This window comes from Paenibacillus sp. FSL H7-0735 (assembly GCF_038008505.1).
Classification (GTDB): Bacteria; Bacillota; Bacilli; order Paenibacillales; family Paenibacillaceae; genus Paenibacillus_AQ; species Paenibacillus_AQ odorifer.
Genome location: NZ_JBBOZH010000001.1, coordinates 4646642 through 4667870, shown reverse-complemented (window position 1 = coordinate 4667870; position 21229 = coordinate 4646642). Strand labels below are relative to the sequence as shown.

The window sequence follows — 21229 nt, the reverse complement described above, 5'->3', positions numbered from 1 at the left end:
TTTTGTTGGATAAAACGGGTGTAATGTCGTTTGACAGATGATCTTTTGCCGGGTAATATGAATCTTAGATTTAGTAAATTAGTAATTTAGTAAATGAGTAAATTAGTAAATCATAAAATGGAGAGTGACTAATCATGAAAATTCCAACAACTCTAAAACATAAACCTGTAATCGTGTCAGAAAATTACGAGCAGGTTGATGGCCGCTACGCCGGGGACACAGATGCAAAAGGTCTGTCCCTAGGATTAGCTCAATGGAATGATAGAGGAAAGGTCGACATCTCAGCAAAGGTATGGAGACATACAGGGGACAAATGGTCGAGACAGTCCGAAGAGCTGCCAATGCACAGAGTGCTTGACCTGGCAATTTTGATTTGCAGAAGTAGTTTGTATTTTCAAGAGGCCTATCGTTTTCCAAAAATGTATGATCCCGAGAGCCCTATGATTGATCGTGTTGGGCTGCAAGGAGATGCAATGAGTGTATCTGTCTGTGCAGACAATCCCATGATTGATAATGATATTAAGCTGTTCGCCCAGGCGCTTAGTGATGATGGTGAAATGATTGGAGAACGACTTTCGGTATTGTCCCGTTTATTAAAAGAAATGGGGTACTGAAATTTAGCAGAATTGTTTGTGGAAGGAGAATCATGAATCATAATGGACAAAAGCAAACGTAAAGAACTTCAGGAGCAATATAAGCAGCTCAAGACTTACATGGGTGCTATTCAAATTACAAACAAAATAAGCGGAAAAATATTCGTTGACAGCTATCCCAACCTGAAGAATAAATGGATGACTATACAGATGCAATTAGATATGGGCAGATTTGCGAATGCAGAGCTGCAAAAGGACTGGAAGGAACTTGGAGCAGAAGCTTTCAGCTATGAGGTATTAGAGCAGAAGGAGTCAGAAGACTTAACTGACGTGCGCTGGGAGCTTAAACTATTGAAAAAGAAGTGGTTTGAGAAATTGCAACCCTTTGATGACAAAGGATATAATAAGCCACTTACCCATTAAGCCAAGTATAAAGAAACCTTTAGCTTTCATAGCAAGGGTTTCTTTTTTTTTGATCGTATTTCACTCCGGATTTTATGTGTCGTAATATTATATATGTTTTGTCGCATTTTCCTACTAAAAAAGCTGTTTATTATGTGTTATTTTTATAGCAGATGTCAGAATAACATATATACGGGAGGCACAAGTAAATGACCATTAGAATTGGTAAGCTCAGCTATTGGCATGTGCATGCATGGGATTATACCAAGCAAGCTCAGGAGCATGAAGATACCGTATTAGCTGCAGTTTGGGACGAAAACGTAGAGCGTGGGAACAAAGCTGCGGAAAGCTTGAATATTCCTTATTTCGAATCACTGGATGATCTGCTTGCGCAAGAGGATATAGATGCCGTTATCGTGGATGCACCAACGAATATGCATAGAGACGTAATCATGGCTGCGGCCAAAGCGGGTAAACATATTTTCACAGAAAAAGTTATTGCCCCAACGTTAAAAGAAGTTAACGCAATCATCGCAGAAGTTAACGAGAACAAAGTGAAGCTAACGGTCTCCTTGCCTCGTTTAAATGACGGCTATACATTAACTATTCAAGAGATTCTAAGTCAGGAACTGCTCGGCAAGATTACTTACGTTAGAGTTCGCTTATCCCATAACGGAGCAACGGAAAGCTGGCTTCCTGATCATTTCTTTAGCTTGGAGCAATGTGGAGGCGGAGCTTTGATTGATCTGGGCTGTCATCCCATGTATTTGGCGAAGCTTTTCTTAGATCAAGATGTGACTGGGGTAAGTGCTAATTTTGGTTATGTAACCGGTAAAGAAGTGGAAGATAATGCCTTAGTGACACTATTTACGGATTCAGGAGCGATTGGTGTGGTGGAGGCTGGTTTCGTGAATAGTCATTCGCCGTTTACTATCGAGGTGCATGGAACTGAAGGAACGCTGCTTTACGGAACACCAGAGAATAAGCTTCTTCTTAGAACGAACAAATCCACAGATAAAGAAGAAGGCTGGAAAGAAGTAGCCCTGCAATGCAATCGTGAAAGCGCCTTCCATCAATGGGTTGATCATATCCAAAATAATACACTTGCCACTCAAAATGTTGAAATGGCAGTTGAGCTTACCAGATTAATGGAGGCGGCGAACCGTTCGGCTAAAGAAGGCTGTGTAATTCCGATTGGGAGGACTTAACGTTGAGCAGCTTTCCCTATGAGATGATGTTTGAGAAGCAGGACATGCTTGAAAGATTGGATATCACGATTTTATGGGGACATTACGAGATTACAGTGTTTAGATTTCATTTGACATCTTTTCCACCGGGCAGAGTAGTCGAGTTCCATAATCATTCTGAATTTGAATTTCATTTCATTCCGCGCGGGAAGGGAGAAGTCATTCTTGGGGATCAAAAATATCCTCTTTCAGAAGGAATGTTCTATCTAACCGGACCAGGTGTTATGCATCGTCAAGAGGCAGATGCTGATGAATCCATGGAAGAGCTATGTCTGCATGTTGACATCAAAAAGAGGATCAGGGATGATGCTGATCTTTGGGAGGTTGCGGAAGCTGAGACCTGTGTGGAGAAGCTGAAGTGTTTACCCTTGGTTCCAGCACAAGACTATCACGGGGCTATGAAGTGTTTTCGAGAAGCGTACGAAGCATGCGATGGGAAGTTGACCGGATATTATACTTCAATTAAGCATCTTGTGATCAGTATTTTACTAAAAGCCGTTAGAGCGTATGATTCAGGCGGGATCCGCACGGAGGCGCCGGTTAGAGATATGCTGACTTACCGGTATCAATACGCAATGCAATATATGGAAGCGAATTATTCAGGAACGGTTACCTTAGAAAATGTTGCGGAAAAGCTAAATATTAGTTCAAGGCAGCTGCAGCGGGTGTTTAAGCAAGTAAATGCAGAACAATCATTCAGTAGGGCGCTTGAGGATATTCGATTGCAAGCGGTCTGCCGCAAGCTTGAAGAAAGCAATTATCCGATAGAACAAATCGCACAGTCGGAAGGGTTTACCAATGCTACCTATTTGCATATTGTCTTCCGCAAGCGGTTAGGTATGACACCGGCAACTTATCGAAACAGCAAACAAATCCATTAGAGGTGAGGGTGAAGGATATGAGTAAGGTTTTTCGTGTAGGGATTATTGGATGTGGTGGTATTGCGAATGGCAAACATCTTCCAAGCTTGAGCAGACAAAGTAAGGTTGAGATCGTGGCTTTCTGTGACATTATTAAAGAACGTGCTGATGAGGCAGCGGAGAAATACGGAAATAATGAAGCTACTGTCTATACGGATTACACTGAACTATTAAAAGATCAATCCATTGATATTATTCATGTGCTTACGCCTAATGATGTCCATGCGGAAATATCAATCGCTGCTCTAGAAGCCGGAAAACATGTGATGTGCGAAAAACCAATGGCTAAGACGGCGGCAGATGCCAAACGAATGGTTGAAGCAGCGAAACGTACAGGCAAGAAGCTGACCATTGGATATGACAACCGGTACAGAGAAGACAGCTTATATTTGAAAAAAGCTTGTGAGTCCGGAGAGCTTGGTCATATTTATTTTGCAAAAGCACATGCCATCAGACGAAGAGCCGTACCGACCTGGGGAGTATTTCTTGATGAAGAGAAACAAGGCGGCGGTCCGCTTATCGATATCGGAACCCATGCGCTGGATCTAACCCTTTGGATGATGGATAACTATAAACCAAAAGTTGTGCTGGGCACTAAATATCATGAACTTTCACAAAAAGAAGAAGCCGCCAACGCATGGGGACCGTGGGACCCTAAAAAGTTCACCGTAGAGGATTCAGCCTTTGGAATGGTCGTAATGGAGAATGGTGCAACAATCATGCTGGAAGCGAGCTGGGCTCTGAATTCACTAGACGTACATGAAGCGAAATGCAGCTTAAGTGGGACGGAAGCAGGCGCAGATATGAAGGACGGACTTAGAATTAACGGAGAGAAATTCAGCAAGCTGTACACTAATAAAATTGAGCTTGGGGCAGGCGGCGTTGCCTATTATGAAGGAAAAGCTGAAAGTGCTCCGGATATAGAATTAAGAAAGTGGATTGAAGCGATTGAACAGGATAAGGACCCGGTTGTAACTCCTGAACAGGCTTTTGTTGTTTCGCAAATATTGGAAGCTATTTATGAATCGGCGCAGACCGGCAAAGCTGTGTATCTGGATTAGATTTTGACAACTATAGTGATTTAGAGTAATATCCACTTGTGATTTAATTATAGGGATCTGAGACAAGACTCTCTCTTTACCGGGAGAGTTTTTTTGTTTTTTTACTTGTTTAGACTCTGGGTAATAGGGGTGGAAAAGTGGATACTATTGATCGCAATCATGTGCTTATTGTGGAAGATGACGATAATATTAGACGTTTTATATCTATAAATTTAACGAATAACGGATTTGTGGTTAGTGAAGCTGCTTGTGGAGAAGAAGCATTGCAGAGCTTTGAGGCGAGCCGTCCAGATGTTATGGTTCTGGATATCATGTTGCCTGATTCTAATGGGTTCGAAATATGCCGAAAGCTAAGAGAGAAAGACGCTGGGGTCATCATCATTTTCTTAACCGCACGTGGACAGGATTTGGACAAAATCAATGGCCTTGAAATGGGTGCTGACGATTATATTGTTAAACCTTTTAATCCATTAGAATTGGTAGCACGTATTAAAGCTATTTTGCGCCGTACAGAATCCGCTCTAAAGCCGCAAAGAACTATACTTCAAGCTGGACCGATCCGGCTGGATTTGAACGCGAACAAGATGTTTAAGCAGGATGACAGCATTGAATTAACTCCGAAGGAATTTCAGTTGATGAAAACCTTTCTGGAGCATCCGGATACAGCACTCTCTAGAAATGAATTAATGAATCTTGTCTGGGGAGAGGATTATATTGGAGATCCCAAAACGGTGGATGTTCATGTGCGTAAGTTAAGAGAGAAAATTGAGGTTGATGCTTCTAATCCGCATTGGCTTGAGACGGTATGGGGGCTCGGTTACCGCTTTAGAAAGGATGGTTGAAGAATGGGGATTCAGAAAAGATTAGTAGGAAGCTATTTTATACTCATTTGTCTTACTGTGCTCATTCTTGAAATCATTCTTAATGTATCTGTGCGATATTATTATTTTCATAACATAGAGGAAACCTTGATGAATCAAGCAGAGCTATCGGCTTCTTTTTTTCAGCAATACTTTGGGGACCAGGATCTGGTGGAACAATCGGATAGGTTACTGAAGGGTTTTGCGAGTCATTCTGATGCACAGGTGCAGATTATTAATGTTGAAGGCTGGCTGTTGCAGGACTCAAATGGACTTCAAGGCGATCTAACTATGACTGAGTACATAGATGTACAAGCAGCAATAAAAGGGCAGCCCGGCAGTTGGAAAGGTGCGGACCCTAACACAGAGGAAGCAATTTACGCGGTATCTTATCCCTTGCAGGCTAATGGAAACATAGTGGGGGGAGTCAGATTTATCACGTCCTTAACGGAAACTATACATACAGTTAAACATATTACGGTTTTACTGATCGGGGTGGGGATCATCGTTATTGGCATTGTCACCTTACTTGGATTATTGCTGTCTTGGACCATAACCAGATCAATTAAAGATCTGAAGCAGGCAGCAGACCAGATGACCGAAGGAGATTTCAGCATCAGAGTGCATAAGCGCTATCAAGATGAGCTTGGTTCATTGGCGGATACGTTAAATATGATGGCAAGCCGAATCTCCAAGAGTGAACAGCTTAAGAATGATTTTATCGCTTCCGTATCCCATGAACTGCGAACACCCTTGACCTCGATCAAAGGTTGGGCAATTACCTTAAAGGCGAGTGAGGTGAGTAATCAACCTCTATTTTATGATGGGCTTGATATTATTGAATCCGAAAGTGACAGGTTAACTCATATGGTGGATGAATTGTTGGATTTCTCTAAGTTGGATAACGGAAGAATTGCCGTTCACTTCACATCAGTGGATCTAACAGAACTGCTGCAGCATATCGGCAGACAACTTACCCCTAGAGCGACCCGACAAGGCATCTCACTAGAAGTGAAAATAGAAGAACATCTGCCAGTGATTCAAGCTGACGAGAATCGTGTGAAGCAAGTCATGATTAATCTCATTGATAATTCACTCAAATTTACTGCTTCATCAGATCGGATTTTAATCAGCGCCCATACGGTTCCAGGGAAAGTCGTGATTTCTGTAGAGGATACAGGCTCAGGTATCGCAGAGACGGATTTAGAGAATGTGCGGCAAAAATTCTACAAAGGGGATCAACAGGCTTCGGGCAGTGGCTTGGGTTTATCCATCTCGGAACAGATCATTAAATTGCATCATGGAGAGCTGCGAATAAGCAGCACTTTAGGCAAAGGAACGATTGTCCAATTTGACTTACCGATAGAATAAGAATTCAAATTTAACTATTTCATAACCACTTTCATCTCTTTCACAGATAAAATACTATATATGCGGACAAGCGAGGAGTCGATGATCCAAATGCCGGGCAAATTCATAAAAATTGGTACCCTGTTTACAACTTTATTTTTGCTCGGAGGATGCGGAGTCCCGGCAACACCCGGAGAGCTGATTAAACCTCCATCATCAGAAGCAAGCCTGCAGCGAGACAAAACGAGCCAGGAATTTATTAAGTGGCTTCCAGACAAAGCTCAATTGATAACTCCGATGAAGGGACAAGAGGATAATGCCATCTCTTTTGGCGATATGGATGGAGACGGAATTGACGAAGCTGTGGTTGTGTATGAGTACAGTAAAAACAAAGGATATACTATAAAAGCAATGTTGTTGAGGCAGGAAAATGAAGCTTGGCAGAAGATTTCCGAGGTTGAGGGGTTTGGGTATGGTCTAGATTATGCCGGATTCTTTGATGTTGATGAAGATGGCCATAAGGAGCTCGCGCTGGGCTGGTCATTGGGTGAGGCTGGGAATGGTCTGGATATCTATACGCTAAGTGAAGATAAACTGAAGCTGTTATCGAAGAAAGCGTATCAGGGCAAATTTGATCTGAGGTAATCATTCAATTTAATCATCCGTAGCGCTTCAATGTGAAAAAAAGAAGTAAAAGTGCTCAGCACAACAAGAAAACTACAGAAATTAAATAGAGGTTGTTTTATGCTCATCTCTACCAAAATTGCAAAGCTGGACAGATCCGTACTTTTTCTCACCACCTGCTTAGTTGGCGTGGGTACTGTTGCTATTTATGAAGCGACTACGGATACGCGGTTAGACGGTCTTTACATAAGTTATTTGTATTTATTTGCTTTATTTTGCCTACCCATGTTATTCATTGCTTTGGTAGATTATAAGATTCTATTAGGCAGGTTAGCGTATCTCTTTTATGGCGTGGGCATAGGTTTACTCGTACTAGTCAAGCTGGTTGGAGAAAACCTCAATGGTGCCGTGCGTTGGTTAAGCATTGGGAGCTTTCAGCTTCAGCCCTCCGAGTTGGCTAAAATATGTACGGTGCTGCTCATTGCTCATCTATTAGGTACACGAGAGGGCCAGCAGCTGCGGTTTTTTCAAGATTTAGTACCGGTTTGTTTCGTTTTTTTAATTCCTTTTATTTTAATAATGGATCAGCCCGATTTGGGTACAGCGCTCGTTTTTGCTGGCATATTACTTAGTATGCTGTGGATTGGTAACATCCGTGCTCTATATATGATTCTGATCCTTGGTGTTGTGATTATTTCGATCGGCACGATACTATGGCTGTATTATGCCAACTTCGACTTGTTATCCAAGATTGTCGAACCCCATCAATTGTCACGAATCCAAGCTTTTTTGGACCCGCAAAGCGATCCTGATAAATCTTGGCATGTAAAAAACGCAATGATAGCCATTGGCTCCGGAGGATTATCGGGCAGTGAAGGTATTTTTTTGCGAAAAGGATATATTCCATATGCGTATTCCGATTCGATCTATGTAGTCATCGGGGGGAAATACGGTTTTATAGGTTCATCCGTGCTGCTGATGCTTTATTTACTGCTCGTGTACCGAATGATCTTTATTGCGCTGGATAGTAGGGACCGTGCGGGTACCTATATTGTCACCGGGTTTATCGCCATGTTCATCTTTCAAGTTTCCGTTAATCTTGGGATGCATATTGGGTTGCTGCCCCTGACGGGGATTTCATTGCCTTTTATTAGTTATGGAGGCAGCTCATTGCTAACTAATATGATTGCGATTGGCATGGTGTTAAGTGTTAAAGTTCATAAGGATGAAAGCACTGATTGAATTAGCTATTGGAACTGAGTGGAGGAAATTATGTCTAACAAACGCAAGTGGACAACAACCCGTAAAATTCTGACGAGCATTGGTCTTGTCTTAGGCGCAGCTATTATAGGGATTGGAGTATATGCAGGGTATTTATATAAAAAGACGGATGATGCGATACAGCGTATGGCAGCTCCAGTCACCATCCAGCCCACAGCTGCTCCAGAGGAAAAAAAGGAGACGGTATCGGTTGAACCTATGATTTTTCTGCTAGCCGGGGTAGATAGCCGGGATGGCGGTGGTGGAGTAATGAATACCGATGTTCTGATGCTTGTCAGCTTCAATCCGGACACGAAGTCGACGAGTTTCTTATCTTTACCACGGGATTTGTTGCTAAAACCTAAATCGTTGCCTTCCCGCAAAGCCAATTATTATTATGCTTATCATTACATAAAAGACAAAACAGAGGCTATTCCAAATACAAAAGAGTTCTTCAGCAATCTGTTCGGTCTGCCGATTGAGCACATGGTTGTGGTGAATTTTGATGTGTTGCAGAAGACCGTGGATTTGCTTGGCGGACTGACTATAGATGTCGATATGGATATGAAATATACCGATACGGCAGATGGTACAGACATCGATTTAAAGAAAGGCTTGCAGAAGCTGGATGGCAAACAAGTTCTTGATTTTGTACGGTACCGTAAATCGAATCAAGGAACGGCTGAATCCTCCGATTTCCAGCGCAATGATCGGCAGCAGCAAGTAATCAAGCAGATTCTGGATAAGCTAGGAAATTTCCAAGGCGTGTCCCAATGGGGAAATGTATTGGATATCATTGGTGAAAATGTGAAGACGGATATTCCTCAAGCAGATCTGCAGCAGTGGTTATTCAACTTCCCTAAACTTAAACCAGAGCATATTAATTCCTTACATGTGGAATCTCTTTGGAAAAGTCCGTATGTCTATGTGAATAAAGAGGATCTAAAACAAGCACTTACTACTCTGAGTACGGAAGCAGGCGTCAGCTCCGAAAGCTCATTACACTTGGAGAATGTTGGGACGGTGGATTAACATCAAAAAACTGCTCTTAGGAGCAGTTTTTTTGTAGCTTTCTGCCGGCTGTGAGTTTATGTAGAAAATAAGGTGAAAGAGTTTTTTACCTCGTATTGAGCTTCCAATTAATAGTATAATAAGAACTCGTAGGAGTTATTTCAATATGTTGTAGAGAGCTTATCCACAATAACTTTATGCGAATACATACTCATATTTTTTTGAGGAATAAGGAGATGAGAGCATGACTGTAAAAACTACAGCGGAACAAATCCGCATTATCGAATACGATTCTTCTTATGCTGGGGCGGTCGCAGAAATGTGGAACCGCAGCAACGAAAGCTGGGGCGGAGGCACTAATCAGAGAACTGAGGACAGTGTGCGCCGTGAGATGGAGATCTCGTCCAATCTTAATGCCTTTCTTGCCGTTGATGGCAAAGAGGTAGTCGGCTTCTGCAGCTTCGCCCACTACCGTCAAGATGAAGGGGCTTTGTATGTCCCGCTATTAAATGTGCGCCCCGATTATCACGGATACAAGGTTGGCCGCAATCTGATTCTGAACGCTGTTCGCCAAACAATAGAAGCGGGCTGGCCACGTCTTGATCTGTTCACTTGGGCAGGTAATACGAAAGCCGTACCGATGTATAAGAAATGCGGATTTTTTTGGGAGAAAAATGAAGATTACGTCCATCTGATGAACTTCATTCCAACTGTATTGCAAACGGAAGCACTTGCTCCTTATTTTGAAGAACTGGATTGGTATGCAGACAGTACCCGTGAACTTCCCATCCAGCCAGATGGCCGCCAGGAGCGTGGCTTTGATTTCTTTGATTATACTTGGCAAAAGGGAGAACTCTCCTTGCGGGCGGAATTCGAGAAGACTGGCCGCGGTCTGACCGCTCTTGATACACCAGACTATGAAATCTCCACGGAGATTGATGATCATGATCTTGTGTTCGGTTCGACCTACAAGATTCGCTATCGCATCAAGAATCGTTCGGCGTCTGAGCTGGCCATTGAGATCGAAGGCCAGAACGATAAAAATATCCGTTTTGCTCTATCTGCTGCGCGAACACTAGCACCAGGTGAAACGGTTATCGTGGAAGGTGATTTTGAGCTTGATTCGGTTCGGGAAGAGCAGAACGATAAGAAGACACACCCCGTTGTTTTGAGCAAGTGGATCATCGGTGGCAAGCGTGCTGAATTCCGCATTGGCGTTGCTCCTAAATTCCCACTCAAAATGAAGATAGCGCTGCCACACCGGGAACTATATCTGGGTCTTCCTTCGGAACTGTACCTTAATGTGGAGAATAATTTTGCTTCAGAAGCAGAATTTTCTTTTGATTTGCCCGAAGACGAATTCCTGATGTGGGCGGACCGTACAGTAAGCTTTACTGTTCCAGCTAAGAGTAAGGCTTCTATTCAAGTACCCTTTACCCTAAAGTCATACGGTCTTTATTCACAGGCTATTGAGGTAACGGCCGTTCCGGTTGGAGAGAAGGCAGTCACCTTCATAAGCAAGCTATCCGTTCTAATGAAGGGAACGCATGGCCGCTTTGGCGGGGAAAACGGGGATCAGTGGGTGGCTGTGAATGGCGCCTACTCTATTCATCTTAATAATACCGACAATGGAATGTGGATTGAATATCCCGGCTCGAGCCATAATTTCTGGTTGACCCATCCGAAGTTAGGCAAGCCATTCGCAGAAGAATTCTCTAAGAAACAGGCCAAAGAAGTAAAGATCTATTCTGAAGGGGAGATTCAGGTGCTCGAAGCCCTTTACGAGTCGGAAGAATTTCCGGGTCTTGAGATAAAAAGAGTGGCTAAGCTATTTGCTAACGGAATCGCTGAGTTTTATAGCGAGGTCTGCAATACCAATAGTGACATCCTGGAAGAAGACATGTATCTGTTGACGAATTTCGGCTTTTTCGGTAAACAGCTTATCTTGCCATATCAGGGCCAATACGTGGACATGGGCGATGCTTACTCAGGCGATCCAAGTCTTTGGGACAGTGCACAAATTACGGAGAACTGGTTGTTCTGCAAGGAAGAGAACGTCACATGCGGAATCTGCTGGGATCCTTCGCTAAAATTACTTCGCCCGGAATACCCGCTTGGGCTGGAGCATAATCTTGGCCGAATCTCCGCTGGAGATGTCGTACGGACAAAAACTATGATGTTTGCTCTTAACACCTTCCTTAAGTGGTCGGAATTTCGCGCCTTTGCCCTAAAACAGCAGAATTCGGTCATACCGGTGTTGGATGACCATCTTGAGCTAACGCTCGGCGGTGGAAATCCGTTTGCGGCAGGGGCACTTCATGCCGAGCTAATCGAACGAAAGATGACACCGCTTGATGGAAGCCTTGAATTGTATGTACAGGCTGATGGAGAAGAGGAGCGAAGTGTCGCTGAGATGGAGTTGCAAAGAGGACAAAATTTGCACTCCGCAGGTTTTGAGCTCTCTACTGAGGATACAGAATCACCAGAACACAACGAATCTGGCCGTAAGGTCCGGGTCGTCTATCGCGGTGAGGACCGCATTCAAGAGCGAACAGGCCTCTGGTTTCCACAAACGGAAACAAGCGTTGTTTGTGGGATAGAAGAAGGACCTGCGGGTCCCATTTACACAGTGACCAACGGAGTTCTATCTATTGCAGCTGCTCCTGATTTCGGCAGTGTTGTGCATTCCTTGAAGCACCGAGGAGAAGAGTGGTTGGACAGCACCTTTCCGAAAGCAGAACCACGCTCCTGGTGGAATCCTTGGCATGGTGGACTCGGTGTGGGTATTTCTGGAATAGGCGGATTTAGCCGGTTGCAGGAGCCAAGAAGCGCAGCTTGGACGGAGCAGATGGATGATCACGGTAACGTCTGGAAGGGTTTGAGACTGACCACTTCGATGGAGAAGCAGGAAGCAAACCGGGGGATCACGATCAATCAGCATTACCTTATGCTGCCCGGAGTTCCTGTGCTCTGTGTGTTGATTTCAGTAACCAATGAAAGTGGAATGACGCTACCGCATTATTCGCTATCCGAGGATAGTTACTTTAAGCCTTCACCAATCTATTCGGAAGGCTGGATGGAGCTCCCAGAGGAAGGCAACTTCCCTATCGGGAAGGTCGAAGCCCATCTGGAATCCAAGGGGCTTATCCGAATCGGTGCAACTTCGCGTAAAGACATGCTGCATGTGGTGCATAGTTATCCTAATCAGAGAGCTATGTCTTACGTGAACAATAAGGTATTCACATATGGTGTGAATCACCATCTACTACTTCTGAACGGAGAAACCGCTTGGACACAGCCGACCTTCATGATCATGGGAGAGCTCGCTCTGGATCCAGAGGCAGTTCGTAATCTTATGAAGGTGACCTTTGCTAGTGCTTCTGACAAAAAGGAGACTATAAATGCCAATCATTGATATTCACATTCATCTGTCGGACATCGATAGCTTTCATCAGACAGCACTGGACCTCTCCAAAGTTGATTACACAGCTGCTGGGCTCAAAGCGGAGTTTGACAAGAACGACGTTGTTCTCGGCATTGGAATGGGGGTCACGGAGCAGACGAAGGGAGCCTTTCCTGACTCTGCCTCTCCCAATCCGATGGGTCTCGACTTGGAAGCCAGTGTACCGCCGTTCTTAATGGAATGCGTGGGCATTAATCCGAATATGCTCGGAGGAAAGGATGCTTTGGATGAGCTGGACCGAATTGAGGCACGGCTGCAAGCTCCTGAGGTAGCTGGTATTAAGCTTTATGCCGGGTACTATCATCATTACGTTTATGACAAAATCTACACGCCGATCTATGAGCTAGCGGCCAAGTATGGCACGCCTGTGGTTATTCATACCGGTGATACGTATTCGATGAATGGATTGCTTAAGTATGCGCATCCGCTTACTGTGGACGAACTAGCGTTCCAACGGCGCGACGTGAACTTTATGATCTGCCATCTAGGCGATCCCTGGGTGATGGATGCTGCCGAAGTGGTCGCCAAGAATCCAAACGTCTATGCCGATTTGTCCGGTCTCGTTGTTGGTGACCGGCCTCATTTTGAGCGGTTCATGAATGAACCCCTGTTTATGGATCATTTTCGCCGGGCGTTGGTGTACTCTGATCACTATGAAAAAATGCTGTTCGGTACCGATTGGCCACTCGCGCCTATTGACCTGTATGCGGAGTTCGTCCGCCGACTTGTGCCTGAGCAGCACTACGAGAAAGTATTTTATGAGAATGCCTTTGCATTATTCCCACGCATCCAGCAGAGAATTGCAGCGCTCTGAGCGGAGCGGGACAGTATATTTGAAGCGCAGGAAAATAATATAATTACGAACAAGCCATCCTTAGTTAGTACTAAAGGATGGCTTGTTTTTACATTTGTATGATGACCATGCCTATTTTTAGATTGAGTTTCCAAATTTTAATCTTCCTTTTCTTTACTTAACAGATCAGCTAGCTCAACCGAATTCTTATTTCTTAAATCCAGCATCTTTTCGCTATTGCTAGCTTTAATCAGGAAACCATCTTTCGTTTTAAAATCCATATAAAGGCTGAATCCGGCCACCTTTGAATTAGCGTAAGTAACAGTCATTCGATAAGTCGGTTCACCCACATCAACAGACCCGCGTACTTTTTTTACAGTTCTTATAGCATCTTCGAAGATTTGAAGGCTTTCACGGTCAGTATAAGTAATTTCTGTTGTTTCGGATGCAAGATTGACACCTACGATCTTTTGCGTGGGTCTGACTAATACAAATAATAAAATTAGTAAAATTATCAGTGAAAATGATAGAATACTAAATTTTTTCATAACCTACCTCCTTACTTAAGAATAATGCAGACCAATCACTTAGTTTCCAAAATAGTTATAAATTTCAGCTGAGTGTGTGTTGGTTATCATTGTTGGAATCTTATAAAAATTCCTAGGGTTCTATTTATTATTTGCTACTGGACTTGTGAAACCTTTATTAAAACAATAAACGTCTAAGAATGTATACATATTTTAGAAATAATGTGCTTGCTTTTTAATTACACGTTTGTATAATGAATGTATTACACAAATGTATAACAAGGAGAAATAGGGATGAATAACAAAATCAAACGCTTGCCAGATGCTGAACTGGAAATTATGCTGGTGATTTGGAGAGCCGAGAGTTGGGTTAGCTCCTCTTATATTTTGAATCAACTGGGGGATAAACGTAAGTGGGCGCTTGCTACTTTGATGACAGTGCTGTCACGGCTGGTTGAAAAAGGCTTTCTATCTTGCGAAAAAGAAGGGCGGAGCAACCGTTATCTCGCTGCAATTTCTGAGACAGATTATAAAGAGAGCGAAGGGAAGTCTACGCTTGAAAAGCTGTTTGGCAACTCTGTGCAGGATATGGTGATGTCCTTATACAACGGGAAGGCGATTGATAAAAGCGATCTTGCTGAGTTGCGGGAACTGCTCGATAGAGTAGATAAGGAGGAATCCTGATGATAACAGGTCTTTTTACAGATTTTCTGGTTATCTCTGTGACCATAAGTTTAGTTATTATCGGCTTAATCACATTAACTCCCTTGTTAAGAAAACATTATTCGGCTAAGTTGAGCTATTGGATATGGTTGATCCTAACCCTGCGATTATTGTTGCCATTCAACTTTTCCTTTACCAATCCTCCTGTGGCGATTCAGCTACCCGAAGGTCAGGCCATAGCAACTGTCTTTCAAAGCTCAGTGTCCCAGAATTTGCAGGCGGATACGTCAGTAATCTCTCAGCCGGTCCAGACAGGGGATGTAAGCCATATCCCTTCTATAACTAATATCTTAGCGTACATCTGGGTTACTGGAGCTGTGCTTTTTTTAGGGTATCATTTGCTTAGTTATTTCTTTTTCAGAAAACAGGTATTACGTTGGAGCAGCCCTCTTCAGAGAGAGGATATGTTCTCCAAGCTCAAACAAGTCGCTAAAGAAATGCATGTAACACCCGCCATTTCGGTTCTGATAAGCAGTAAAGTTCCGAATCCGATGCTAATGGGTTTTTACAAGCCAACACTATTCTTGCCGCATGATCAATATAGTGAGGAAGAGCTGGAGTTTATCTTAAAACATGAGCTGGTCCATTACAAAAGGCATGACATCATATATAAGCTGTTGCTACTGATTGTGCAGGCAGTGCATTGGTTTAATCCATTGGTTTGGTTCATGGCACGCGAAGCTGTCCGCGAAATTGAAATTTATTGTGATGACACCGTTGTACGTAAGCAAAATGCAGCATATCGAAAGAAATACTGCGAAGCTATTTTATCGGTTATGCAAAGTAATGCTACTCGGCATGTAGCTTTATCAACGAATTTTGCAGGAGGAAAACACTCGATGAAGCAGCGATTCGGCAGTATTTTAAATATGAAAGAAAAACGAAATGGAGTAGGCGCATTTCTTGCGGTCTTAATAGTGGTTGGTGTAACAGCAGTGCTAGCAGCCTGTACGAACCTAACCGGACAATCTACAGATACGGCGCTCAAACCAGGTACTATTTATTCCTACAGCTCTAGTGGAGAACAAGTTGTTGTGCATGACGCTGGGAATGCGTATTCCATGGACGAGGATGGTAATGTCTCTGTCTCCTATCGGAAAGGGGAGATCCAAGCGCCAACACCTTTAAAACTTGATACGACTGGAACAGAAATGGGGATGGGGAGAGCGGATACCGGATTTTATATCTCCGAGGACAAAACTGCAATTGTATATGGATTTGCGAATGGTAAAGAATCCCCTCTACATGTATTAATCAGCGATGACATGGGGAAATCGTGGAATAACTACAACATTGAAGGTGCTAAGGGGTATGATGCCAAGTTCATCGGGTTTACTGACAAGCAAAATGGTTGGATCGTCTCCGGAGGTTCTGCAGGCGTGGGACGTTCGCTAAATTATGTATACCAGACCTCTGACGGCGGGAAGACATGGACGGAGCTTGGAAATCCTAACGATTTATACGCGGAAAGTTTAGCCGGGGCAGGGTTTTCTAACAAGGATATCGGATTCTTGGGGTTCAGATATTATGAAGATAATGGGCCTGTTATTTATTGGACCAAAGATAAGGGTAAGTCATGGGAAAAGCTCGTGGTATCCCTACCGGAAACCTTTAATGAATATCAAAAAACGCCGCTTTCACCTATTTTTAATGGAAAAGAAGGATTGTATCCTATTCTGCTCAGCAAAGAGGGCAAAACTGTAGGTACCATCTATCTGTCGAGTAAGGACAACGGCCTGAAGTGGACGTATGATTCAGCATATGATCAATTGGGCGATTCTAAATAAGAGCAAGTGGAGCAGGGGGTGGTCTACAAAGATCCCGCCCCTTTTTTATATGGAGGGCTGACGATTTTAATATGTAGTGGCTTTTAATTGTATTTCGTACAGCTATTTTCGCTCGAAAAACTCGCTCCTGAAGATAGTTGTATTTTGTACACCTATTTTTTAGTTTTTTGCCGCTAAAGCTGATAACTGTAATTTTTAATTGTATAGAATACAGTTAAAGTGAGAAGTTAGCCTTTTACAGACGAAATAAGTGTATAAAGTGCAGTTATCTCATAGGTTGCATAAAGTTAGAGCGATTTTTCTCCGAGGGTTGCCCAAAGGAGACCTTAAAGTCGGATAGCTACGATTTATCATTATCTGCTTAAACTTCCGCTACAAACCAAAAACACCAGGCAGAGCTTCTCCAATAATCGGATAGTCAATGCCTGGTTGTCTTTTTACTATTTTTTTAATAACGAGACTTTATTTGAATCTATCATCATCTGCTTTAGTATAACGCCTCGTCACCGATAAAAGAGGAATAAATTACTTTTTCCAGCCTCCACCGCTATGTGAGGAGGACTCTACATAGTCTACGTTGATTTTGCCAGTGCTCGTTCCTACCTCAGTGTTGAAATTATATTGTCGCAGGTTCCAATCATCGAAGGTTCCCTGCCAGTCATTATCTATGATGAAGGTGTAACGTGTTGTGGCGGAATTAGTGCCTCGAATATGAGAGCAGACTGCTCGTGATCCGTAGATACCCATTTTATAGCCTTTGGAATTTTTAGTACTGCTGTCTAGCACTGATTTTATGCCTTGAAAATAAGGTACTATATTGTTTGTGATTTCGGTAGAAGTCATATCGCGGTCTATGGCAAAATAAATCGGAGTGCTGCTGGTTTGTCCCAAATCACTTGCTAAGCCTACAGCCGTTTCAGCATCTTTAACACCATTGGCTTTCGTAAAATGATCGAGCGATTTGCTGATTTGATAAAGGGATATGATATATAATCCCCCATCTGAAATCCGTGTAATCTCAGCTGAGGTAAGACCATCCTGATATCCTTCGACGCGATTCAAATAGCGGCAAACGAATGTGAATTTATTATTTTTAAGTGTAGTTAATCTTGCTGCTGTTACATTTGTAGCTGTATCACAACCTAAAGCCATTGTAATTGCCTTCTTTCAATTATTTTGTTAAAGGTTTGGCGCCAACCTCCCTATCAATATATGAGAAAACTTTCACAGATTCTTGGGGGAACCACGAAATGAGAGAAAAAGAGGCAGATTGAGAGGATTAATAGAAGGAGAGACTTTGATCACTTATTTTACTTTCATTATGGATGGAGGCGGGAAAGGTACGAGCGCTGCACTAGTAAAGGATGGGATTACTTATGTTTCAGCCAGTCACTGGGAAGCGGCAGGGTTGAAGGTTGTATGGGATAAATCGCATCAAAGAGCGAAGTTTACTGGATGGGGAAAAAAGATAGCCGTTCGTATTGGAAGTAAACAGGGAGTTTATATCTAACAGATTCCGCAGGACAAACTCGCTTGCTAACGAACCTTGGTTCGCAGTTATTCGATGCTGTTCAATTCGATTTTCAGAAGACGCCGAAAGGTCTAATCTATCTAACCGTAACAGATATTTACGGAGAACCACATATCAATAATAAATGGTATACCATGATTATTAAGGATGGAATGGTCATTCGCCACGCAAGTGTAGGATACCATCTTCGTTATGGTGACAATGTAAAAATAGCTGGCAATCAGCTCCTGCTTACCGATGGTAAAATATTACGATTAATTGAAGATGGAACAGGGAAGGTAACGGAGACGATTAATCTGAACACCCTAGGTGGTAATTCGGATAATTATTTAGTGGAGGGAATGGACGAGGATTTTCTGCTGATTAGGTCCAATCAACAAGGTTTCCTCATGATGATAGATCGCAAAACAAGTGCCAAAACATTGTTGTACAAGGCACTTCTTGACGTAGAGCAGCAAAAATATGCCGAAACAAACGACCTTCCTTTTTTTGGAGATAACCTGAAGTTCCTGAAAAGAGAAGGGGATGCCCTGCTTTTTAATAATGAATATGTACAAGACGGTAAGGTTTATAAGTTTATGTTGGACGGTTCATAATGGGGAGGCTGAGTGGCGTCTCCGCAGGTTATCATAGTAAGATTTGATCCCAAGGTTTAAGAACCTTGGTTTTTTTGCTAACTAGAATAGTATAAGATCATGCTTAAACGGGTCAATGATTCTCCTGGATTATAATATACATGGGGTTTGTCTGCGTTAAACGTGATAGAATCACCAGATTTTAATAGATATTCATTATAATTGACACGCAAAGACAATTCACCATCAAATACAGTGATTAATTCTTCAGTTCCTTCCATATGTGGATTGGCATCAAGGTATCCACCTTCGTCTATCTCGACTGTATAACCCTCAAATCGTTTGCTTTCATCAAATGGGAAAGATGGATACACTCGATATTTTCCGTTGTCTTCAAGCAGTGGTTGAATTTCATTTCTTAATATCACTCTTGTGTCAGGCTTTGGGTAATCTATTAGCGTAGAAAATGAAGTTTTTAATCCATTAGCGATCTTCCAAATGGTTGTAATGGTAGGTGTTGATTCGCCTCTTTCGATTTGACCAATCATTGTTTTGCTTACTCCTGTTAATTCTGCCACCTTTTCCAGGCTTAAATCTTTACTTCTTCTAATCTTTTTTATATTCTCCGCAATGATTTGATTTATCTCTTCCACGGTAATTCTCCTATCCCTATTTACTTTATAACGACCAGGATATACAATAAAACGCACATAAGGACGTTATAGCGTCTGATAAATACATTATAACATACAACGAGGTGTAATTCAGTGATTGTTTCTTTGTTTTTATATGCATTTGTTGCTAGCTTTACTCCGGGACCCAATAACATTATGGCAATGACTTTTGCAAACCAGTTTGGTTTACGAAAAACAATGAAATTCTGTTTAGGAGTGGGCACAGGTTTTTTCGTGATCATATTGTTATGTTGCTATTTTAATATACTTCTGATTAATCTTATCCCAAAGATTGAATCTATTATGGCTGTGATAGGCGGAGTCTACATGTTTTATTTAGCATTTAAAATTATTACAAGTAAACATCAAGAAAATGATGGAAGTGGCGATAAACACAACAGCTTTATTGCGGGTATGCTTTTACAATTTATTAATCCAAAAGGGATATTATATGGAATCACAGTTACATCTACATTTATTCTTACCTCTCATTCTTCCTATTTTAGTTTATTGAGTTACTCTATAGTCTTAGCTCTCATAGGTTTTATGGGCACTTTTAGTTGGTGTTTATGTGGTTCTCTTTTCAAAAAAATGATATCTAAATATAGAAGTCAATTTAATATACTGATGGGATTGTTGTTAGTGTATTGTGGAGTTTCGATAGTGATAGGATGAATAAATGAAGCCTCATGTCAATAACGCCATAACATTGAACCGGCTTGATAACCTGATCCCAATGTCCAAAATAACAAGTTATCGCCACGTTTGATCAAACCATGTTCAATTGCACAATATAAGGCCAGAAAGGGACTGCTTGTGCCAGTATAGCCATATTCGTCGGCTACATAAATAATTTTATGCTGATCCAGGTTCAGCTTAGCCTGAAGTAATTTAATATTAGCCAATGTAAATTGTGAAAAACAAAAAACTTGTATATCCTCGAATGTTAGGTGATGTTTGTTCAATAATTCAACAATAGATGTTTCCGCAAATCGTACACTGTCTATTCCGCTGAATCTCCCCCAGTGTAAGTAGCGGTGTTCAGCCCCATCACGCAAAGACTTAGCCAATCCTTGAGCGGGGTACACAATTTCTTCTGTAAAACGGCTGTCCGAAAGATACCTTACGTCAATTAATCCACTCTCTGAATGGTCTTTTTCTAAAATGAGGGCTACGGCGGCATCGCCAAAAATTGAATATGTTATTGGATGTGATGGATCAGCCCATAAATTTAAAAAATCCGAACCGATAACCAACGCTCTATCTCTATCAGGATCATCGTATAAAGTACGAGCAGCCTGTTCAACCGCAATAAACATTCCTATACAATTCCCATTCAAGTCATAGCAAAGCGTATCATCTTTACCTTTGATAGCTTTGTGAATAAGCAATGAATTCGTAGGTGATAAATATTCCGGAGTTGAGCTGGAAAAAAGAATCAGGTCTATATCTGCAGATTTCAATGAAGCAGCATCAATTGCTTGTTGAGCGGCATTAATCGCCATCGTCAACGAGTTCTCCTTCGTTCCTTCAATAACATGGCGGTTTTTTCTGCCTGTCTTTTTAAGAATCCGCTTAATATCTATGCCTTGCTTTTGAAAATGGTCAATAAAATATTGGTTGTTAATCACTCTTTCAGGACAATAAATGGAGACTTGTTTTATCGAGATACCTTCTAACATAGCATGATCACCCCTTGTAATAATTTTGCAATCACATTACATTAAGTAATCTAAAAGTATCTATTTACCTAACAACGCCCGCTCATTTCTATAAGCTTGTTTGTCCAAAAAAATTTGTGATGTTATAGTTTATTATCTTAATAAAG

The 21229-nt window shown here is 42.1% G+C and carries 21 protein-coding genes; 17 read left to right on the top strand and 4 right to left on the bottom strand.

Annotation, left to right across the window (positions count from 1 at the left end; translation table 11 throughout):
- The first annotated feature begins 134 nt into the window (after nt 1–134).
- From NSS82_RS21235 to NSS82_RS21180, 12 genes are all read left to right on the top strand, one after another.
- A complete protein-coding gene (locus NSS82_RS21235) occupies nt 135–614 on the top strand; it encodes a DUF6530 family protein (RefSeq protein ID WP_036688841.1) in 480 nt (159 codons plus the stop codon).
- Between the two features lie 42 nt (nt 615–656).
- The gene (locus NSS82_RS21230) at nt 657–1016 is read left to right on the top strand and encodes a GIY-YIG nuclease family protein (RefSeq protein ID WP_036688839.1); all 360 of its coding nucleotides are present in this window, start codon (nt 657–659) and stop codon (nt 1014–1016) included.
- 188 nt (nt 1017–1204) lie between these two features.
- Nucleotides 1205–2203, top strand: a complete 999-nt coding sequence (locus NSS82_RS21225) for a Gfo/Idh/MocA family protein (protein ID WP_076104966.1) — start codon at nt 1205–1207, stop codon at nt 2201–2203.
- 2 nt (nt 2204–2205) lie between these two features.
- Entirely contained in the window at nt 2206–3123 is a 918-nt protein-coding gene (locus tag NSS82_RS21220) for an AraC family transcriptional regulator (RefSeq protein ID WP_235219571.1), read from the top strand.
- A 17-nt stretch (nt 3124–3140) separates the two neighbouring features.
- Nucleotides 3141–4223, top strand: a complete 1083-nt coding sequence (locus tag NSS82_RS21215) for a Gfo/Idh/MocA family protein (RefSeq protein ID WP_038572153.1) — start codon at nt 3141–3143, stop codon at nt 4221–4223.
- 137 nt (nt 4224–4360) lie between these two features.
- On the top strand, nt 4361–5065 hold the full coding sequence (locus NSS82_RS21210) for a response regulator transcription factor (protein ID WP_076271994.1): 705 nt from the start codon (nt 4361–4363) through the stop codon (nt 5063–5065).
- Nucleotides 5066–5068: 3 nt separating this feature from the next.
- Nucleotides 5069–6454 (top strand): sensor histidine kinase, encoded by a 1386-nt coding sequence (locus NSS82_RS21205; RefSeq protein ID WP_076271993.1) that lies wholly within the window; start codon nt 5069–5071, stop codon nt 6452–6454.
- 90 nt (nt 6455–6544) lie between these two features.
- Nucleotides 6545–7078, top strand: coding sequence for a hypothetical protein (locus NSS82_RS21200; protein WP_036688830.1), 534 nt, complete (start codon nt 6545–6547; stop codon nt 7076–7078).
- Nucleotides 7079–7177: 99 nt separating this feature from the next.
- Entirely contained in the window at nt 7178–8299 is a 1122-nt protein-coding gene (locus tag NSS82_RS21195) for an FtsW/RodA/SpoVE family cell cycle protein (protein WP_036688828.1), read from the top strand.
- Nucleotides 8300–8329: 30 nt separating this feature from the next.
- Nucleotides 8330–9349, top strand: a complete 1020-nt coding sequence (locus tag NSS82_RS21190; protein ID WP_076271992.1) for an LCP family protein — start codon at nt 8330–8332, stop codon at nt 9347–9349.
- A gap of 223 nt (nt 9350–9572) precedes the next feature.
- Entirely contained in the window at nt 9573–12743 is a 3171-nt protein-coding gene (locus NSS82_RS21185; protein WP_076271991.1) for a GNAT family N-acetyltransferase, read from the top strand.
- Nucleotides 12730–13605, top strand: a complete 876-nt coding sequence (locus NSS82_RS21180) for an amidohydrolase family protein (protein ID WP_076271990.1) — start codon at nt 12730–12732, stop codon at nt 13603–13605. Before NSS82_RS21185 ends, NSS82_RS21180 begins: the two co-directional genes overlap by 14 nt.
- A gap of 137 nt (nt 13606–13742) precedes the next feature.
- Here the strand turns inward: NSS82_RS21180 and NSS82_RS21175 are convergent, their stop codons facing one another.
- Nucleotides 13743–14132 carry a hypothetical protein gene (locus NSS82_RS21175; RefSeq protein ID WP_076143754.1) on the bottom strand — a complete coding sequence of 130 codons (390 nt, stop codon included), beginning with the start codon at nt 14130–14132 and terminating at the stop codon, nt 13743–13745.
- Nucleotides 14133–14405: 273 nt separating this feature from the next.
- On the opposite strand from NSS82_RS21175, the gene NSS82_RS21170 reads away from it, so the two are divergent.
- Both NSS82_RS21170 and NSS82_RS21165 read left to right on the top strand, forming a co-directional pair.
- On the top strand, nt 14406–14795 hold the full coding sequence (locus tag NSS82_RS21170) for a BlaI/MecI/CopY family transcriptional regulator (protein ID WP_076143756.1): 390 nt from the start codon (nt 14406–14408) through the stop codon (nt 14793–14795).
- Nucleotides 14795–16621 carry a M56 family metallopeptidase gene (locus tag NSS82_RS21165; RefSeq protein ID WP_076271989.1) on the top strand — a complete coding sequence of 609 codons (1827 nt, stop codon included), beginning with the start codon at nt 14795–14797 and terminating at the stop codon, nt 16619–16621. The genes NSS82_RS21170 and NSS82_RS21165 overlap by 1 nt, the downstream gene beginning before the upstream one ends.
- A gap of 525 nt (nt 16622–17146) precedes the next feature.
- On the opposite strand, the gene NSS82_RS21160 is transcribed toward NSS82_RS21165, so the two are convergent.
- Complete coding sequence (locus NSS82_RS21160) at nt 17147–17773, bottom strand: glycoside hydrolase domain-containing protein (protein WP_076104957.1); 627 nt, start codon at nt 17771–17773, stop codon at nt 17147–17149.
- A 118-nt stretch (nt 17774–17891) separates the two neighbouring features.
- On the opposite strand from NSS82_RS21160, the gene NSS82_RS21155 reads away from it, so the two are divergent.
- Nucleotides 17892–18131, top strand: a complete 240-nt coding sequence (locus NSS82_RS21155) for a hypothetical protein (RefSeq protein WP_141118455.1) — start codon at nt 17892–17894, stop codon at nt 18129–18131.
- Nucleotides 18132–18154: 23 nt separating this feature from the next.
- Nucleotides 18155–18748 carry a hypothetical protein gene (locus tag NSS82_RS21150; protein ID WP_076104955.1) on the top strand — a complete coding sequence of 198 codons (594 nt, stop codon included), beginning with the start codon at nt 18155–18157 and terminating at the stop codon, nt 18746–18748.
- Between the two features lie 77 nt (nt 18749–18825).
- On the opposite strand, the gene NSS82_RS21145 is transcribed toward NSS82_RS21150, so the two are convergent.
- Complete coding sequence (locus NSS82_RS21145) at nt 18826–19380, bottom strand: helix-turn-helix domain-containing protein (RefSeq protein WP_076271988.1); 555 nt, start codon at nt 19378–19380, stop codon at nt 18826–18828.
- A gap of 114 nt (nt 19381–19494) precedes the next feature.
- Between NSS82_RS21145 and NSS82_RS21140 the strand changes: the two genes are divergently transcribed.
- Nucleotides 19495–20076, top strand: a complete 582-nt coding sequence (locus NSS82_RS21140; RefSeq protein WP_036688794.1) for a LysE family transporter — start codon at nt 19495–19497, stop codon at nt 20074–20076.
- 17 nt (nt 20077–20093) lie between these two features.
- Here the strand turns inward: NSS82_RS21140 and NSS82_RS21135 are convergent, their stop codons facing one another.
- Entirely contained in the window at nt 20094–21083 is a 990-nt protein-coding gene (locus NSS82_RS21135) for a ketoacyl-ACP synthase III (protein ID WP_340961015.1), read from the bottom strand.
- Nucleotides 21084–21229 lie beyond the last annotated feature (146 nt).

Coding starts and splice junctions, on each gene's coding strand:
- NSS82_RS21235 (WP_036688841.1), top strand. CDS start 135: ATGAAAATTCCAACAACTCTAAAACATAAACCTGTAATCGTGTCAGAA.
- NSS82_RS21230 (WP_036688839.1), top strand. CDS start 657: ATGGACAAAAGCAAACGTAAAGAACTTCAGGAGCAATATAAGCAGCTC.
- NSS82_RS21225 (WP_076104966.1), top strand. CDS start 1,205: ATGACCATTAGAATTGGTAAGCTCAGCTATTGGCATGTGCATGCATGG.
- NSS82_RS21215 (WP_038572153.1), top strand. CDS start 3,141: ATGAGTAAGGTTTTTCGTGTAGGGATTATTGGATGTGGTGGTATTGCG.
- NSS82_RS21205 (WP_076271993.1), top strand. CDS start 5,069: ATGGGGATTCAGAAAAGATTAGTAGGAAGCTATTTTATACTCATTTGT.
- NSS82_RS21200 (WP_036688830.1), top strand. CDS start 6,545: ATGCCGGGCAAATTCATAAAAATTGGTACCCTGTTTACAACTTTATTT.
- NSS82_RS21195 (WP_036688828.1), top strand. CDS start 7,178: ATGCTCATCTCTACCAAAATTGCAAAGCTGGACAGATCCGTACTTTTT.
- NSS82_RS21190 (WP_076271992.1), top strand. CDS start 8,330: ATGTCTAACAAACGCAAGTGGACAACAACCCGTAAAATTCTGACGAGC.
- NSS82_RS21185 (WP_076271991.1), top strand. CDS start 9,573: ATGACTGTAAAAACTACAGCGGAACAAATCCGCATTATCGAATACGAT.
- NSS82_RS21180 (WP_076271990.1), top strand. CDS start 12,730: ATGCCAATCATTGATATTCACATTCATCTGTCGGACATCGATAGCTTT.
- NSS82_RS21175 (WP_076143754.1), bottom strand. CDS start 14,132: ATGAAAAAATTTAGTATTCTATCATTTTCACTGATAATTTTACTAATT.
- NSS82_RS21170 (WP_076143756.1), top strand. CDS start 14,406: ATGAATAACAAAATCAAACGCTTGCCAGATGCTGAACTGGAAATTATG.
- NSS82_RS21165 (WP_076271989.1), top strand. CDS start 14,795: ATGATAACAGGTCTTTTTACAGATTTTCTGGTTATCTCTGTGACCATA.
- NSS82_RS21160 (WP_076104957.1), bottom strand. CDS start 17,773: ATGGCTTTAGGTTGTGATACAGCTACAAATGTAACAGCAGCAAGATTA.
- NSS82_RS21135 (WP_340961015.1), bottom strand. CDS start 21,083: ATGTTAGAAGGTATCTCGATAAAACAAGTCTCCATTTATTGTCCTGAA.